Origin of the sequence: Streptomyces sp. NPDC007875 (genome assembly GCF_042868035.1) — a bacterium.
GTDB lineage: Bacteria > Actinomycetota > Actinomycetes > Streptomycetales > Streptomycetaceae > Streptomyces > Streptomyces antimycoticus.
This window is the reverse complement of sequence record NZ_JBIADZ010000006.1, coordinates 326,887-343,574: the sequence shown is the minus strand read 5'-3', so window position 1 is coordinate 343,574 and position 16,688 is coordinate 326,887. Positions and strand designations below refer to the sequence as shown.

General features: G+C 73.4%; 3 protein-coding genes. 1 reads left to right on the top strand and 2 read right to left on the bottom strand.

Going from position 1 to position 16,688, the window contains the following annotated elements:
* Positions 1–4: 4 nt before the first annotated feature.
* Positions 5–14,335 carry an amino acid adenylation domain-containing protein gene (locus ACFYOY_RS16035; RefSeq protein WP_388587549.1) on the bottom strand — a complete coding sequence of 4,777 codons (14,331 nt, stop codon included), beginning with the start codon at positions 14,333–14,335 and terminating at the stop codon, positions 5–7.
* 367 nt (positions 14,336–14,702) lie between these two features.
* Here ACFYOY_RS16035 and ACFYOY_RS16030 point away from each other — a divergent pair, with 367 nt between their 5' ends.
* Complete coding sequence (locus tag ACFYOY_RS16030; protein ID WP_351881677.1) at positions 14,703–15,317, top strand: hypothetical protein; 615 nt, start codon at positions 14,703–14,705, stop codon at positions 15,315–15,317.
* A gap of 95 nt (positions 15,318–15,412) precedes the next feature.
* Here the strand turns inward: ACFYOY_RS16030 and ACFYOY_RS16025 are convergent, their stop codons facing one another.
* On the bottom strand, positions 15,413–16,678 hold the full coding sequence (locus tag ACFYOY_RS16025; protein WP_351881680.1) for a cytochrome P450: 1,266 nt from the start codon (positions 16,676–16,678) through the stop codon (positions 15,413–15,415).
* Positions 16,679–16,688: the final 10 nt, after the last annotated feature.

Here is a 16,688-nt window from a genome sequence, read left to right as displayed (position 1 = left end):
CGCTTCACCACTCGTCCTCCAGCAACTCGATCTCCTCCTGCTCCAGATTCGACAGGGCGAGGTCCGAGGGGGTGTGGCCGCCCGCGCCGGGTCCGGCCGCATGGAGCGCCATCCCCTCCAGAGCGCGCAGCCATGCCTCGCCGACCTCCCGTACCTCCGCCTCGGACAGCACATCCTGGGCGTAGGTCCACGTCACCATGAGCTCCGGGCCACCGGGGCGGTCGATGGTGACGGCGTTCAGCTCCAGTCCGTACAGGGTGCCCGGACCGTCGGTGCCGAGGTCGAGCCCGAGCGCCTCCGAGGCCGGGCGCCAGTCGCCCCCGGGCCCGTCGTGGAACTCCACCCGGCCCAGATAGTTGAAGCCGATCCGCGGCACGGCCGACCCGGCCAGCTCCGCGGCCGTCTCCCGGTCCAGATGGCGCAGCAGGCCGTAGCCGATCCCGGTGCCGGGCACCGCGCGCAGCTGTTCCTTGATCCGCTTGACCACCCGCCCGGTGGCCGGGCCGCCCGACCACAGGTCGCCCCACTGCACCTGGCCGGGGTCCAGCCGCACCGGGTGGAGGCTGGTGAACCAGCCCACCGTACGGGAGAGATCCACACCTCCGACGCTCTCGTCCCGGCCGTGCCCCTCCACGGCGACCAGCACCGAGGTGGCCGACGAGCCCAGCCGGCGGCGCCGGTCGGCGACCGCCAGCGCCAGCGCGGTCAGCAGCACGTCGTCCACACCGCAGTGGAACACCGACGGCACCTGGTCGAGCAGCGGCGCGGTCCGCGCGGCCGGCAGCGTCATGGTGACGCGGGCGACCGGTCCGGCCGGGCCGTCCCCGCGGGCCGACGTGGTCCCGCCCGGCTGGGCGCCCGGGACGCCCAGCTGGGCGTCCGGGGCGGACAGGATGTCCGTCCACAGCGGCAGTTCCGCCCGCCGTTCCGGCCTGCGCACCTCGGCCGCCAGCTGTTCGCTCCACCGGCGCACCGAGGTGCCCACCGGGGTGAGCTCCGGCTCCCGCCCGGCGGCGACGGCCGTCGCGATGTCGGCGAGGTCCCGCAGCAGGATCCGCCAGGACACCCCGTCGACCACCAGGTGGTGGGCGACGAGCAGCAGCCGTCCCGGCCGTCCGGGACCGGCGTCGAACCACACCGCGCGCACCATCTCGCCGTCCCGGGGCGCCAGTTCCGCACGGGCCTCGGCGAGGGCGCGGTCGAACAGCGGGGCGAGGTCCCCGGCCGCGGCCTCGGCGATGCCGACCCGGCGGACGCGGTCCGCGCAGGACACCGCCCCGGCCGGTGGCACGCTCAGCCGCCAGCCGCCCTCATCGTCCTCGCCCAGCCGGGCGCGCAGCACATCGTGCCGGTCGTGCAGTGCCTGGAGCGCGGTGGTGAGCGTCGGCAGGTCCAGGCCCGCCGGGGTCCGGACGAGCATCGGCTGGCTGAAGGAGTCGATCGCACCGCCGCGCTCACGCAGCCAGTGCATGATCGGCGTGGGGGCGAACTCGCCGACCGGGTTGTCCGGTTCGCGGGAGACCGCGTCGTCGAGCACCTCCGCCACCGCGGCGAGCCCGGCCACCGTCTTGTGCTCGAAGACGTCGTTGACGGCGAGGACCAGACCCGCCGCGCGGGCGCGGGCGATGAGCTGCATCGACACGATGCTGTCGCCGCCCAGCTCGAAGAAGCTGTCGTCGATGCCGACCGAGGACAGCCGGAGCACCTCGGCGAAGACCGCGCACAGCGCCTCCTCGACCGGGTTCCGCGGGGGCCGCGAATCGGCCGCCGCGCCGAAACTCGGCGCGGGCAGCGCCTTGCGGTCCAGCTTGCCGTTCGGGGTGAGCGGCAGCCGGTCCAGGACCACGAACGCGGAGGGGATCATGTACTCCGGCAGCGACTCGCCGAGCTTTGTGCGCAGCAGTCCGGGATCCAGTTCCTCACCGGGGGTCCGCGGCACCACATAGGCGACCAGACGCGCACTGTGGCCCTGGTCGGCGCGGGCGAGCGCCACGGCCTGGCCGACCGCCTCATGGGCGGTCAGCACCGTCTCGATCTCCCCGAGCTCGATCCGGAAACCGCGCACCTTCACCTGGTGGTCGGCCCGGCCCGAGAACTCCAGCCGGCCGTCGGCGGTCCGGCGGACGATGTCGCCCGTGCGGTACATGCGCTCGCCGGGCCCGCCGAACGGGCAGGCCACGAACCGCTCCGCGGTCAGCGCGGGCCGGTTGTGGTAGCCCCGCACGACGCCCGCGCCGGCGATATAGAGCTCGCCCGGCACCCCGGGGGCGACCGGCCGCAGCCGGTCGTCCAGCACATAGACCTGGGTGTTGGCGATCGGGGTGCCGATCGAGGGCACGCCGTGGCCATCCGTCAGGTCCGCGGCCGTCGACCAGATGGTGGTCTCGGTCGGGCCGTAGAGGTTGGTCAGCCCGGCGGCCGACGCGCGCAGCCGCGCGGCCAGGGCCTCCGGCAGCGCCTCACCGCCGACCAGCACCCGCAGCCCGCGCACACCCTCCGGCGACGCGGTGACCATGGCCTGCCACAGCGACGGCGTCGCCTGGACGATGCCCGCCCCGGTGTCCTCGGCCATCCGCAGCAGCGCGGCCGGGTCGCGCACGGTGTCCCGGTCGGCGATCACCACGCCCGCGCCGCACAGCAGCGGCAGATAGAGCTCCAGCGCCGCGATGTCGAACGACACGGTGGTGACCGCGAGCAGCCGGTCGGCGGGGCCGAGGCCGAACCGCTCGGCCATGTCGTCCAGGAAGTTGCTCAGCGCGCCGTGCGGGACGACCACGCCCTTGGGGCGGCCGGTCGAACCGGAGGTGTAGATGACATACGCCGGGTGGTCCGGCGAGCACACCACCCCGGACGCGGCCGTGGGCGCCGCCGCCAGCTGGGCGACGGTGGCCGGGTCGTCCAGCACCAGCGCCGGCACGCCACCGCCCACCGCATCACCGGTCGCGGCGGCCTCCTCCCCGCCGCCCGCCGTGAGCAGCGGCGCGGTGCCGGAGGTGACCAGTGCCAGCGCGGGGCGGGCGTCCTGGAGGGTGTAGCCGATCCGGTCCTTCGGGTGCTCCGGGTCCAGCGGCAGATAGGCCGCCCCGGTCTTGAGCACGGCCAGCAGGGCGACGAGCAGGTCCGCGGAGCGCGGCAGCGCCACGGCCACCAGACGCTCGGGGCCCACCCCGCGGGCGGTCAGCAGCGTGGCGAGCCGGTTCGCCCGCTCGTCCAACTGGGCGTAGGTCAGCTCGACACCGCCGGAGACCACCGCGACGGCCGACGGCGTACGGGCGGCCTGCGCCTCGTACAGCTCGTGGACCCGGCGTGCGGGCAGCGGCCGCGCGGTGTCGTTCCACTCGACCAGCACCCGCTCGCGCTCGGCCGCCGACAGCACGTCGACGTCGCTGATCCGCAGCCCCGGGTCACCGGTGACCGCCTCCAGCACCTGGATCAGCCGCCGGACCAGCGTCTCCACGCTCTCCGCGTCGAACAGATCGGTGCTGTACTCGCAGACGCCGGACAGCGCGCCCGGCCGCTCCGGCCGCTCACCGAAGGCGAAGCTCAGATCGACCTTGGAGACGCCCAGGTCGACCAGCTCGGGCCGCAGGGTCAGCCCGCCCAGCGCGGTCTCGGCGGCCGGCATGTTCTGGACCATCAGCATGACCTGGAACAGCGGATGCCGGGCCAGGGACCGCTCCGGGTCGACCACCTCCACCAGCCGCTCGAACGGAAGGTCCTGGTGGGCGTAGGCGTCCAGCGCGGTGCGCCGCACCCGGTCCAGCAGCTGGTCGAACGTCGGGTCGCCCGAGGTGTCGGTGCGGAGCACCAGCGTGTTCAGGAAGACGCCGATCAGGTCTTCCAGGGCCTGGTCGGAGCGCCCGGCGATGGGGCTGCCGACCGGGATGTCCTCTCCGGCGCCCAGCTTGGTCAGCAGCAGGGCCAGCGCCGACTGCAGCACCATGAAGGTGCTGACCCCGCGAGCCCGGGCCAGCGCGGTGAGCCGGTCGTGCAGCCCGGGTTCGATCGCGAAGTCCAGGGTGCGGCCGCGGTGACCGGCCACGGCCGGCCGGGGCCGGTCGGTGGGCAGGGTCAGCTCGTCCGGCAGCCCGGCGAGCGCCTGGCGCCAGTACGCGAGTTGACGGGAGGCCAGGCTCTGCGGGTCGTCCTCGTCGCCGAGGTGGTCGCGCTGCCAGAGGGTGTAGTCGGCGTAAGCGAGCGGCAGCGGCGCCCAGGCCGGGGCCCGGTCGTCGCAGCGGGCGGCGTAGGCGGCCGACAGGTCGCGTACCAGCGGCGCCGTGGACCAGCCGTCGGTGGCGATGTGATGGATCACCACGGCCAGGACGTACTCGCTTTCGCCGAGCGCGAACAAGGTGGTGCGCAGCGGGAGCTGGACGGTCAGGTCGAAACCCCGGGTGGCGGTCGCCCGGAGCTGCTCCGGCAGCGCGGCCTCGGTCGTCTCCACCACGGTCAGCGGAACGCGCACCGCGTCCGGGTCCCACACCTGCTGCCGGGGCGAGCCGTCGGTCTCGGGGAAGACCGTGCGCAGGCTCTCGTGCCGGCCGATCAGATCGGCCAGCGCCAGCTCCAGCGCCGCCCGGTCCAGCGCCCCGGACAGCCGGAGCACCACCGGCACGTTGTAGGTGGCGCTCGGCCCCTCCATCCGGTTGAGGAACCACAGCCTGCGCTGGGCGGACGACAGCGGGAGCACCTCGGGCCGCTCGCGAGCGGTCAGCGGCAGCCGCGCGGCCGCCTCCCCGCCCAGGGTCCTCGCCAGCGCCGCCACGGTCGGGGCCTCGAAGAGCGTGCGGACCGACAGCTCGACGGCCAGGACCGAACGGATCCGGTTGACGATCCTGGCCGCCAGCAGCGAATGGCCGCCCAGATCGAAGAAGTTGTCGTCCACGCCGACCGCGGGCACGCCGAGCACATCGGCGAACAGACCGCAGAGGATCTCCTCGCGGGGTGTGCCCGCCGCGCGGCCCGCCGACGCCGGCGCGTACTCCGGGGCGGGCAGCGCCTTGCGGTCGAGCTTGCCGCTGGCGTTCAAGGGCAGGGCCTCCAGCACCACGAACGCGGACGGCAGCATGTAGTCGGGCAGTGACGCGGCGAGCGTGTCGCGCAGCGGGCCCGGCTCCGGTGCCTCATCCGGGTCCTGCGGCACCACGTAGGCGACCAGCCGGCGTTCGCCGCTCCGGTCGTCCCGGGCCACCACCGCGCAGTCGGCCACCCCCTGGCAGGCGGAGAGCACGGCGGCGATCTCCCCCGTCTCGATCCGGAATCCCCGGATCTTCACCTGGTCATCCGCCCGGCCCAGATACTCCAGCAGACCGTCCGCGGTCCAGCGCGCCAGATCACCGGTCCGGTACATGCGCGCACCATCACCGGCGAACGGATCGGCCACGAACCGCGACGCACTCAGTCCCGGCCGCTTCAGATACCCCTGGGCCACGCCGCCACCGGCCACATACATCTCCCCCGCCACCCCTGGGGGCACCGGGCGCAGCGCGCCGTCCAGCACATAGATCCGCAGGTCCGGAAGGCCCCGGCCGATGAGCGAGCCCGCGCCCGAGGCCGCCAGCTCCGCGTTCAGCGGCAGATGGCTGACGTGGACCGTGGTCTCGGTGATGCCGTACATGTTCACCAGCAGCGGCGCACAGGCGGCGCCCGCACCGTGCCGTTCGTACCAGTCCGTCAACCGTCCCAGGTCCAGCGCCTCACCGCCGAACACCACATGGCGCAGCGCCAGCCGGTCGCCGGTCCCCGGATCCTCCCGGTCGGCGCCCGCGAGCTGGTAGAACGCCGATGGCGTCTGGTTGAGGAAGGTCACCCCCTCATCCGCCAGCAGCCGCAGAAAGCGGTCCGGCGCACGGGACACGTCGAACGGCACCACCACGAGCCGCCCGCCGTGCAGCAGCGGCCCCCACAGCTCCCACACCGAGAAGTCGAACGCGTACGAGTGGAACAGCGTCCACACATCGTCCGGGCCGAACGCGAACCACTGCCGCGTGTGCTCGAAGAGCCGCACCACATTGGTGTGCGAGACCACCACACCCTTGGGACGCCCCGTCGAACCCGACGTGTAGATCACGTACGCGGGTGCTTCCGGCACGAGCGGCGCGATCCGGTCGGTGTCCGTCAGGTCCGTACCCGGCAGCCCGGCGAGCCGGCCCGCGACCGCCTCATCACCCAGCACCACCCGCGCCACGCCCTCTGGCAGCGGCACCTCGACCCGGGTGCCGGTCACCACGAGCGCCAGGTCCACGTCCGAGACCGTGTAGGCGATACGGTCCGCCGGATAGGAGGGGTCGATCGGCACATACGCGGCGCCCGACTTCACCACCGCCAGCAGCGCCACCACCAGATCCAGCGACCGCGGCAGCACCAGACCCACGAACCGGCCCGGCCCCGCGCCCTCCTCGACCAGCAACCGCGCCAGCGCGTTGGCCCGCTCGTTCAGCTCCCGGTACGTCAGCCCGTCCCCGCCCAGGGACACCGCCCGCGCGCCGGGACACTCCCGCACCCGCGCTTCGAACAGCTCCGGAAGGGTGGCCACGACCTCACCGGCCGCATCCCCGTTCCACTCCACCAGCACCCGCCGGCGCTCCGCCTCGGAGAGAAGGTCGATCTCCGTGACGCGGACGGCCGGGTTGGCCGCCACCGTCTCCAGGAGGCGTACGAACCGGTCGGCCAGCGTCTGCGCGCCGGCCCGGTCGTACAGGTCGGTGTTGTAGACCAGCGTGCCGGTCATCCCGGCCGGGGAGCCGTCGGCGTGGAAGGTCTCGCCGATGGCGAAGTCGAGGTCGAACTTGGCCGTGCGGTTGTTGGCGGGGTGCAGCCTGGTATCCAGACCGGGGAAGCGCAGCTGCAGCTCGGGGATGTTCTCGAAGGTCAGCATCGTCTGGAACAGCGGGTGCCGGGAGAGCGACCGGTCCGGGCTCAGGGTCTCCACCAGGAGGTCGAACGGCACCTCCTGGTGGGCGTAGGCGGCCAGGTCCGCTTCCCGGACCCGCTCCACCAGCTGCCGGAAGGTCGGATCGCCCGACACGTCGTTGCGCAGCACCAGCGTGTTGACGAAGAAGCCGATGCCGTCCACCAGGGACTCGTCGTTGCGGCCGGCGATGGCCGTGCCGATCGGGATGTCCTCGCCCGCGCCCAGCCGGGACAGCAGCCCGACCAGGGCCGCCTGCACCACCATGAAGAGGCTGGCTCCGCTGGAGCGGGCGATGTCGGTCAGCGCGGTATGCAGCTCGGGGCTCAGGGACAGCGGCAGCCGGTCGCCGTCGTTGCTCAGCACCGCCGGGCGGGGCCGGTCGGTGGGCAGCTCCAGCTGCTCGGGCAGACCGGCCAGGGTCCGCTTCCAGTAGTCCAGCTGACGGCCGAGCAGGCTGTCCGGGTCGTCCTCGGCGCCCAGCAGCTCGGCCTGCCACAGCGTGTAGTCCGCGTACTGCACCGGCAGCGGCCGCCAGGTGGGGGCGGATCCGGTGCGCCGCGCGGTGTAGGCGGCGACCAGGTCGTCCACCAGCGGACCGAAGGACCAGCCGTCGGCGACGATGTGGTGCACCACGATCAGGAAGACGTGCTCGGTGGGGCTCAGCACCAGCAGGTCCGCGCGGATCGGCAGTTCGGCGCCGAGGTCGAAGCCGCGCCGCGCCACCTTCGACAGCGCCTCGTCCAGCCGCTCCTCGGCCACTTCGGAGACCTGGATCTCGGCCTGGGCCTCGTCGGCGTCCAGCACGACCTGGGAGGGCACACCGTCGCGGTCGGGGAAGAGGGTGCGCAGGCTCTCGTGCCGGGCGATGACGTCGTGCAGCGCGGCGTAGAGCGCGCCGCGGTCCAGCCGTCCGGTGAAGCGCAGCGACACACCCAGGTTGTAGGTGCCGTCCGCGTGGTCCATCTGGTTGATGAACCACAGTCCGCGCTGCGGGTACGCCAGCGGCACCGCCTCGGGGCGCTCCCGGGGCGTCAGCGGGGTGCGCGCCCCGCCGGCCTGGTCGACCAGCTTGGCCATCTCGGCGACGGTCGGCGCGTCGAACAGGTCGCGCACCGCCACGTCGACGCCCAGGACGGCCTGGATGCGCAGCACCAGCCGGGTGGCGAGCAGGGAGTGCCCGCCCAGGGAGAAGAAGTTGTCGTCCACCGACACCGAGGCCAGTTCGAGGATCTCGGCGAAGAGTCCGCACAGCACCTGCTCCTGCGGGGTCCGCGGCGCCCTGCCCGCTCCCTCGCCGGTGTGCTCCGGCTCCGGCAGCGCCTTGCGGTCGAGTTTGCCGTTGGGGGTGAGCGGAAGGGTGTCCAGGGCCAGTACGGCGGAGGGCACCAGGTAGTCGGGCAGCTCCTCGGCGAGCTGGTCGCGCAGGGCGGTCGCATCGAGGCGGTGGCCCGGGGCGGGCACCGCGTAGGCGACCAGCCGCTTGTCCCCGGGGCGGTCCTCGCGCACGATCACGGCCGCGGAGGCGACACCGGTCCGGCGGGCGACCGCGGCCTCGACCTCACCGGGTTCGATCCTGAAGCCCCGGATCTTCACCTGGTCGTCGGCGCGGCCGGCGAACTCCAGCACCCCCTCGCCGGTCCAGCGGGCGAGGTCGCCCACCCGGTACATCCGGCTCCCCGCCGGACCGTACGGGTCGGCGACGAACCGCTCCGCGCTGAGCGCGGGCGCCCGCCAGTAGCCGCGCGCCAGACCCTCGCCGGCGATGTACAGCTCGCCGACCACGCCCGGCGGCACCCGGCGCAGATGGCCGTCCAGGACATGGGCCCGGGTGTTGTCCAGCGGGGCGCCGATCGGTACCACGTCGGGCACCCGGTCGGCGGAGGTCACCCGGTGGAAGGTGGCGAAGGAGGTGGTCTCGGTCGGGCCGTAGGTGTCCTTGAACACCGTGCCGGGGAAGCGCTCGAGCAGGGCCCGCACCGCCGTACCGGGCACGACGTCGCCGCCGGCCAGCAGCTCCCGCACACCGGTCAGGCAGTCCAGGTCGTTCTCGGCCACGACGCGGAACAGCCCGGCGGTCAGGTGCAGTCCGGTGATGCCGTGCTCGGCGATCATCCGGCGCAGGGTGCGGACGTCCATGTCCTGCGGCGGGGCGATGACCACCGTGCCGCCGGTGAGCAGCGGCACCCACAGCTCGTAGTTGGCGGCGTCGAAGGCGTGCGGCGCGTGCAGCAGCACCCGGCGGTGGGCGTCGGCGGCGAAGCAGCCGTCCAGGGCGAACGCCAGCAGATCGCGGTGGGTGACCGCGACGCCCTTGGGGCGGCCGGTCGACCCGGAGGTGAACATCACATACGCGAGCCGCTCGGGGTGGCCGGCCACCGCGGGGGGCTGGTCCGGCTGCCCGGCGAGGTCGGCGGGGTCGCCGTCCACCACGACGGTGGTGGCCCGGTGGGTGAACTCCAGCTCCGGCTGGGCCCGGTCGACGAGCAGCACCGACGGTTCGGTCCGCTCCATCACCTGCTCCCAGCGGCTCTGCGGGGCGCGCGAGTCCAGCGGGACATACGCGGCGCCGGCCTTGAGCACGGCGAGCAGGGAGACGACGAGTTCCACCGAGCGCTGCTGGAGCACGGCCACCCGCGCCTCCGGGCCGGCGCCCGCGGCGAGCAGCCGGTGCGCGAGCCGGTTGGCGCGCGTCTCCAGCTCCCGGTAGCTGATCTCGGTGCCGTCGGCGGCGATCAGCGCGGTCGCCTCCGGGGCGGCGGCCACCCGCTCGGCGAACCGGGCGGGTACCGAGCCGGTGAGCGCGGGCACGTCGCGGACCGGGCCGGCCCACTCCACGGCCAGCCGGCGGGTCTCCTCGGGTGCCAGGACGTCGATCTCGGCGATGCTCGTCCCGGGCCGCGCGACGGCCGACTCCAGCACCTTCAGGAACCGCGACACCATCCGGCGCACGGTCTCGGCGTCGTACAGATCGGTGGCGTACAGCACCTGTCCGCCGATCCCGGCGGGCGCTCCCGCCTCGTCCCGGCGCTCGCTGAAGTCGAATTGCAGGTCGAACTTGGCGATGGTGAGGTCGCCCGGGGCCACCGAGGCGGTCAGACCGGGCAGCTCCAGCGTGCGGTCCGGGTGGTCCTGCATGCTCAGCAGGATCTGGAACAGCGGGTGCCGGGACCGCGAACGGTCCGGGTTGAGCACCTCGACCAGCCGCTCGAAGGGGACGTCCTGATGCGCGTAGGCCGCCAGGTCGGCCCGGCGGACCCGGTCGACCAGGTCGGTGAACGTCGGCCGCCCGGAGGTGTCGGTACGCAGCACCAGCGTGTTGACGAAGAACCCGACCATGTCGTCCAGGGCCTCGTCGGTCCGTCCGGCGATCGGGCTGCCGACCGGGATGTCGTCGCCCGCGCCGAGTTTGGACAGCAGCACGGCCAGCGCCGCCTGGAGCACCATGAACACGCTGGCGCCGCCGGCGTGGGCGACGGCCAGCAGCTCTCGGTGGAGTTCGGGGCCGATCTCGCAGTCCAGTACGGCGCCGCGGTGGCTCGCCACGGCGGGCCGGGGCCGATCGGTGGGCAGGGCCAGCTCCTCGGGGAGACCGGCCAGCGCGCTCTTCCAGTACGCGAGCTGACGGGCCAGCGGGCTGGTCTCGTCGGAGTCCTCGCCCAGCAGCGACCGCTGCCACAGGGTGTAGTCCGCGTAGGTGACCGGCAGCGGCTCCCAGCCGGGGGCCCGGCCGTCGCAGCGGGCGGTGTAGGCGGCCGACAGATCGCGCACCAGCGGCGCCAGGGACCAGCCGTCCCCGGCGATGTGGTGGACGACGACGGACAGCACATGCTCACCGCCGCCGAGGTGGAACAGCTCGGCGCGCAACGGCAGTTCGGTGGCGAGCCGGAAGCTGTGGCCCGCGGCGGCCGCGAGGGCCGCGGGCAGGTCGGCGGCGGTGACCTCGCAGGCGTACGGCAGCGGCGGCAGCTCCTCGGCGGCCACCACGTGCTGCCGGGGCTCACCCGCCGTGTCGGGGAAGACGGTACGCAGGCTCTCGTGCCGCAGCAGGACATCGCGCAGCGCCGCCCGCAGCGCCGCGATGTCCAGGTCGCCGGACATCCGCAGCAGGAAGGGGATGTTGTACGTGGGGTTGGGTCCGTCCAGCCGGTCGAGGAACCACAGCCGGGCCTGGGCGAACGACAGCGGCATGGGTTCGGGCCGGTCCACCGGGACCAGCGCGGTCCGCGCCGCCCGCGCGGTGTCCAGCAGCTCGGCGAGCGCGGCCACGGTGGGCCGGTCGAACACCTCGTGCACGGCGAGTTCCACGCCGAGCACGGAGCGGGCCCGGCCGGCGAGCCGGGTGGCGGCCAGCGAATGGCCGCCGAGCGCGAAGAAGTTGTCGTCCACCCCGACCCCGGGCACGCCGAGCACCTCGGCGAACAGCCCGGCGAGCACCTGCTCGCCCGGGGTGCGGGCGTCGCGTCCGGCCGCCCCGCCGGCCACCTCGGGCTCCGGCAGCGCCCGTGTGTCGAGTTTGCCGCTGGGGGTCAGGGGCAGCGCGGGCAGGGTGACGAACGCGGCGGGCAGCATGTAGTCCGGCAGCGACTCGCCGAGCTTCTTGCGCAGCAGTCCGGAATCCAGCGCCTCGCCGGGGGCCTGCGGCACCACATACGCCACCAGCCGCCGCTCACCGCCCCGGTCGTCGCGGGCGACCACGGCGCAGTCGGCGACGCCCTGGCAGGCCGACAGCGCGGCCGCGATCTCCCCGGTCTCGATCCGGAATCCGCGGATCTTCACCTGGTCGTCGGCGCGGCCCAGGTACTCCAGCAGCCCGTCGGCGTTCCAGCGCGCCAGGTCACCGGTGCGGTACATCCGGCTGCCGTCGCCCGCGAACGGGTCGGCCACGAACCGGGAGGCGCTCAGGCCGGGCCGCTTCAGATAGCCCTGCGCGACACCGGCGCCCGCCACGTACATCTCCCCGGCCACGCCCGGGGGCGCCGGGCGCAGCGCGCCGTCCAGCACCCGCACCCGCAGATCGGGGATGCCCCGGCCGATCAGCGAACCGGCGCCCGCGGCGGCGAGTTCGGCGTCCAGGGCGAGATAGCTGACGTGCACCGTGGTCTCGGTGATGCCGTACATGTTGACCAGCAGTGGTGCGCAGGCGGCGCCCGCGCCGTGCCGTTCGTACCAGTCGGCCAGCCGCCCCAGGTCCAGCGCCTCACCGCCGAAGACCACATGGCGCAGCGCCAGCCGGTCGCCGGTCGCCGGGTCCTCCCGGTCGGCGCCCGCGAGCTGGTAGAAGGCCGACGGGGTCTGGTTGAGGAAGGTCACCCGCTCGTCCGCCAGCAGCCGCAGGAAGCGCTCCGGCGACCGCGACACCTCGAACGGGACCACCACGAGCCGCCCGCCGTGCAGCAGCGGCCCCCACAGCTCCCATACCGAGAAGTCGAAGGCGTAGGAGTGGAACAGGGTCCACACCTCGTCGGCGCCGAAGGGGAACCACCGGCGGGTGGCGGCGAACAGCCGGACCACGTTCCGGTGGGAGACCACAACACCCTTGGGGCGCCCGGTGGAACCGGAGGTGTAGATGACGTACGCGGGGGCCACCGGCAGCAGGGGCGAGGGCCGGTCGGCGTCCGTCAGATCGGTGCCGGGCAGGGCGGCGAGCCCGGCCCGCACCTCCTCGTCGCCCAGCACCACCCGCTCCACGCCCGCCGGGAGCGCCACCTCGACCCGGATGTCCGTCACCAGCAGGGTCAGGTCCACGTCGGAGATGGTGTAGGCGATCCGGTCCGCCGGATACGCGGGGTCGATGGGCACATAGGCGGCGCCCGACTTCACCACCGCCAGCAGCGCCACCACCAGGTCGATCGAGCGGGGCAGCACCAGACCCACGAACCGGCCGGGCCCCGCGCCCCGCGCGACCAGCAGCCGGGCCAGCGCGTTCGCCCGCGCGTTCAGCTCGGCGTAGGTCAGCGTGTCCGCGCCGAGGGACACCGCCCGCGCGTCGGGGCACTCCCGCACCCGCGCCTCGAACAGCTCGGTGAGGGTGGCGGTGGCGGCCCCGTCGCCGTCCGGCTTCGCGGACAGCGCGGCGGTGGCTGCCTGAGCCGCGTCGCCGTCGAAGCCCGCCAGCACCTGCCGGCGCTCGGCCTCGGTGGCGATGTCCAGCGCTCCCAGCGGCCGGTCCGGCGCACCGGCGCCCAGGGCGCGCATCAGTCCGGTCAGCCGCTCGCCGTGGCGCTCCACCTCGGCGGCGGAGTACAGCTCGGGGCTGGCGTTGAGCTCCACCCGCAGCCCGCCGTCGCCCGCCCGGTTGTCGACGACGACGGTCAGATCGTCGTCGTGGCCGATGGTCAGGTTGTGCACCACACCCGGGTGGCCGCCGAAGTCCAGGTCGTAGTCGAACATGATGATGTTGACGCGCGGGCCGACCAGGCGCCTGCCGTCGGCCAGCGCGCCGACGTCGCGGCGCAGCTCCTCATAGCGGTAGCGCTGGTGGCGCAGGGCGCCGCGCATCCGTCGGGAGACCTGGCCCAGCAGCTCGGCGACGGTGTCCCCGGGCCGTACGGACAGCCGCAGCGGCACGAGGTTGGACACCATGCCGGGCACGTTCGCGGCGTCGCCGCCGGGCCGGGCCGCGACCGGGAGGGCGAGGACGACATCGGTGCGGCCGGTGATCCGGTGCAGATACAGCGCCTGGGCGGCGACGGCCACCGTCGGCCAGGCCGTACCGGCCTCGCGGGCCAGCGACCGGATCGACTCGACGGCGGCCGGCTCCAGCGTGGACACGACCCGCAGCAGCGGGCCGTCCGGGTAGCGGGTGGGCTGTGCGGTGAGGCCATGCGCCTCGGGGCGGTCGGCCAACTGCTCGGCCCAGTACCCCCGGTCGCGGGCGATCTCCTCGGACCCGCCGTACGCGGCGTCGGCCTCGATGAGCTCCCGCAGACCGCCGTGGCCGGACTCCGGGCACCGCTCCCCCGCCGAGGCGGCCGAGTACACGGCGGCGACCCGACGGGCGACCATGCCCACGCTCAGGCCGTCCAGCGCGATGTGGTGATGGCGCTGGTACCAGACGTACCGGTCCTCGGCGAGCCGGAACAGCGCGAAGGTGAACAGCGGTCCGGCTGCGAGGTCCACCGGTCGCCTCTGGTCGGCCGAGGTCCAGTCCCGCACGGCGGTCTCCGGATCGTCCTGGCCGGACACGTCCACGAGGTGGAACGGCCAGTCGAGTCCGGGCGCCACCACCTGATAGGGGCCGTCGGCGTCCTCGCCGAAGGACACCCGCAGGGCCTCGGTCTCGTCCACCACCCGCCGCAGGGCGGCCTCGAACAGCCCGGTGTCGACGGGGCCCTGGATGTCCACCCGCTCCGCCAGGCCGAAGAGCGGATTGGCGGAATCGCCCTGGACGGCGTACCAGATTCCCCGCTGGCCGTCGGTCAAGCGGAATCGAACACCCTGCGGGAGAGACATGCACTCACTCCACATTCGATGGGAGAAAGGAGACGGTCGGCTGAACAGCCTTCACGCTTCGCAGCCTCTCCGACGCCCGTGAGGTGCGACAACGACAGTGCAAAGAATTGAGTACGCCCGGTGCCGGACCCCGCGGAGGCGGCCCGGCTTCCCCTCCTGCGCGCGGTGCAGACCGCCTCCCCCACACGGCTGAGCCGGGCCCTTCCTGCGGTGGATGTGCGGGGCATCGAACCGCTGCGATCTTTGAAGAGCCACAGGCAGGCACCGCCGGCCGGGTCGGCGGACGCACCCGATCCTCCGCACACCGACCCGGCATCCGGACGAGGAGGATTCGCCCATGACCGCCCGCACCATCCTGACGAAGATGCACGGCCAGGTGGCCGCGGGCGTGCCCCGCTGGGCCGTGCGCACCGCCTACGCCATCACCCTGGTCACGCTGCCCTCCTGCATCTGGCGGATCGCGGGCGTCAACCTGGGTGCGCCGCTGCTGGAGCACAACTCGACGGGCCCAGGCTCCTCGGACACCCCGGACATGTTCGGCGGCGGCTGGTGGTACGTCATCGGGCTCAGCGTCTTCAGCGAGGCGCTGGCGTTCCTGTCCTTCGGGCTGGTCACCCGGTGGGGCGAGGTGTGGCCGAACTGGATGCCCGGTCTGCGCGGGCGCCGGGTGCCGACCCTGGCGGCCGTGATCCCGGCCGGCCTCGGTTCGCTGGCGCTGCTGATCTTTCCCTACGCGCTATTCATGATCGCCTTCGATATGAAGATCACCGGAGAGCCCCTCGGGCTGGGCATCCACGGCTGGCAGTCCGTGGCCTTCTGGATCGCGTACGCGCCGCTGGTCGCCTGGGGACCGCTGCTCGGCCTCCTGACGGTGCACTACTACCGGCGCCGGCGCTCCGCCCGGCCCGTGGCCGTCGAGTCCCCGGAGGCCGGGGCCGCCCTGACGGGCTGACGGGCCCACGCGCTGACGGGCCCGGTGAGCGCAAGACCGCCCGGCGTCCCCTCGTGGGGGCGCCGGGCGGTCGTTCGTCCGGGGTCCGGGACCGGTCAGTCGTCGGCGGTGGCCAGCCCCGCCTCGTCCGGTCGGAACCGGACCGGCAGGGTCGACATCCCGGCCATCAGATTGGAGTGGATCCGGCGCGGCTCACCGGTGAGCTCGATACCGTCGCTGAAGGTCCGCATCGCGTCCAGCATCTCCTTCACCTCCACCCGCGCCAGATAGGCGCCGAGGCAGAAGTGCGGACCGTAGCCGAAGGTGATGTGCTTGTTCGGCGAACGGCCGAGGTCCAGGACGTACGGGTCGTCGAAGACCGACTCGTCGCGGTTGGCCGAGGTGTTCCACAGCGTCACCACGTCGCCCGCCTTGATGGTCCCCCCGGCCATCTCGATGTCGACCAGCGCGGTACGGCCGAAGTTCATCGCGGGGGTGGCCCAGCGCAGCGCCTCCTCGGTGGCCGACTCCAGCGTCACCGAGCCCTCCTTGAGCCGCTTCCACTGCTCCGGCTCACGGCTGAGGGTGTAGAGGGAGTCGATCATCGTGAGCCGGCTGGTCTCATCGCCGCCCAGGATGAGGCTGTAGCAGTTGAAGACGATGTCCTGATCGGTCAGCGGCACCCCGTCGATCTCACTGGCGGTGAGCGTGCTGATCACGTCGTCCTGCGGATCGGCGCGCCGCTCGGCGACCAGGTCGCTGAAGTACAGCAGGATCTCGTTGCGCGCCAGGAACGCCTCCTCCGGGGCCTGGTCCGCCTCGTCCGAGCTGAGCGAGGACTTGGTCAGGCCCAGCAGATAGGAGTGGTCCTTCACCGGCACCCCGAGCAGACCGCCCACCGTGGTCAGCGGGATCACCGAGGCCACCTCGGACGCGAAGTCCCCCTCCCCCCGCCGGACCGCGTCGGCGATCATTCGGCGGGCGTTGACCCGGACCAGTTCCGCGACCTTGGACAGGGCTCGCGGCGAGAACGCCTTGAGCATCACGTTGCGCAGGTCCTTGTGGCGCCGGCCGTCGGTCACCGCCAGCATCTGGCCGGCCGCCGAGTCGCCGCCTGCCAGCAGCGTCACCAGGACGTTGCCCTTCTCCGAGGTGAGCCGCTGGTTGTCCCGGTAGAGCGCCATCACATCGGCGTAGCGGCTGACCACCCAGAAGCCGGGTTTGCCGTCGACCGGCGGATGCCAGTACAGCGGGTGGTCGGCGCGCAGCCGGCGCCAGTACGCGTCCATGTCGTGCTCGAGGTAGGTCCGGGTATCGACCAGGTTGATGGCCGAGATCTCCTCCGGTATCTCGTCGCGGCTCGTCGCTGTCTGCACGCTCATCTCTCCACCA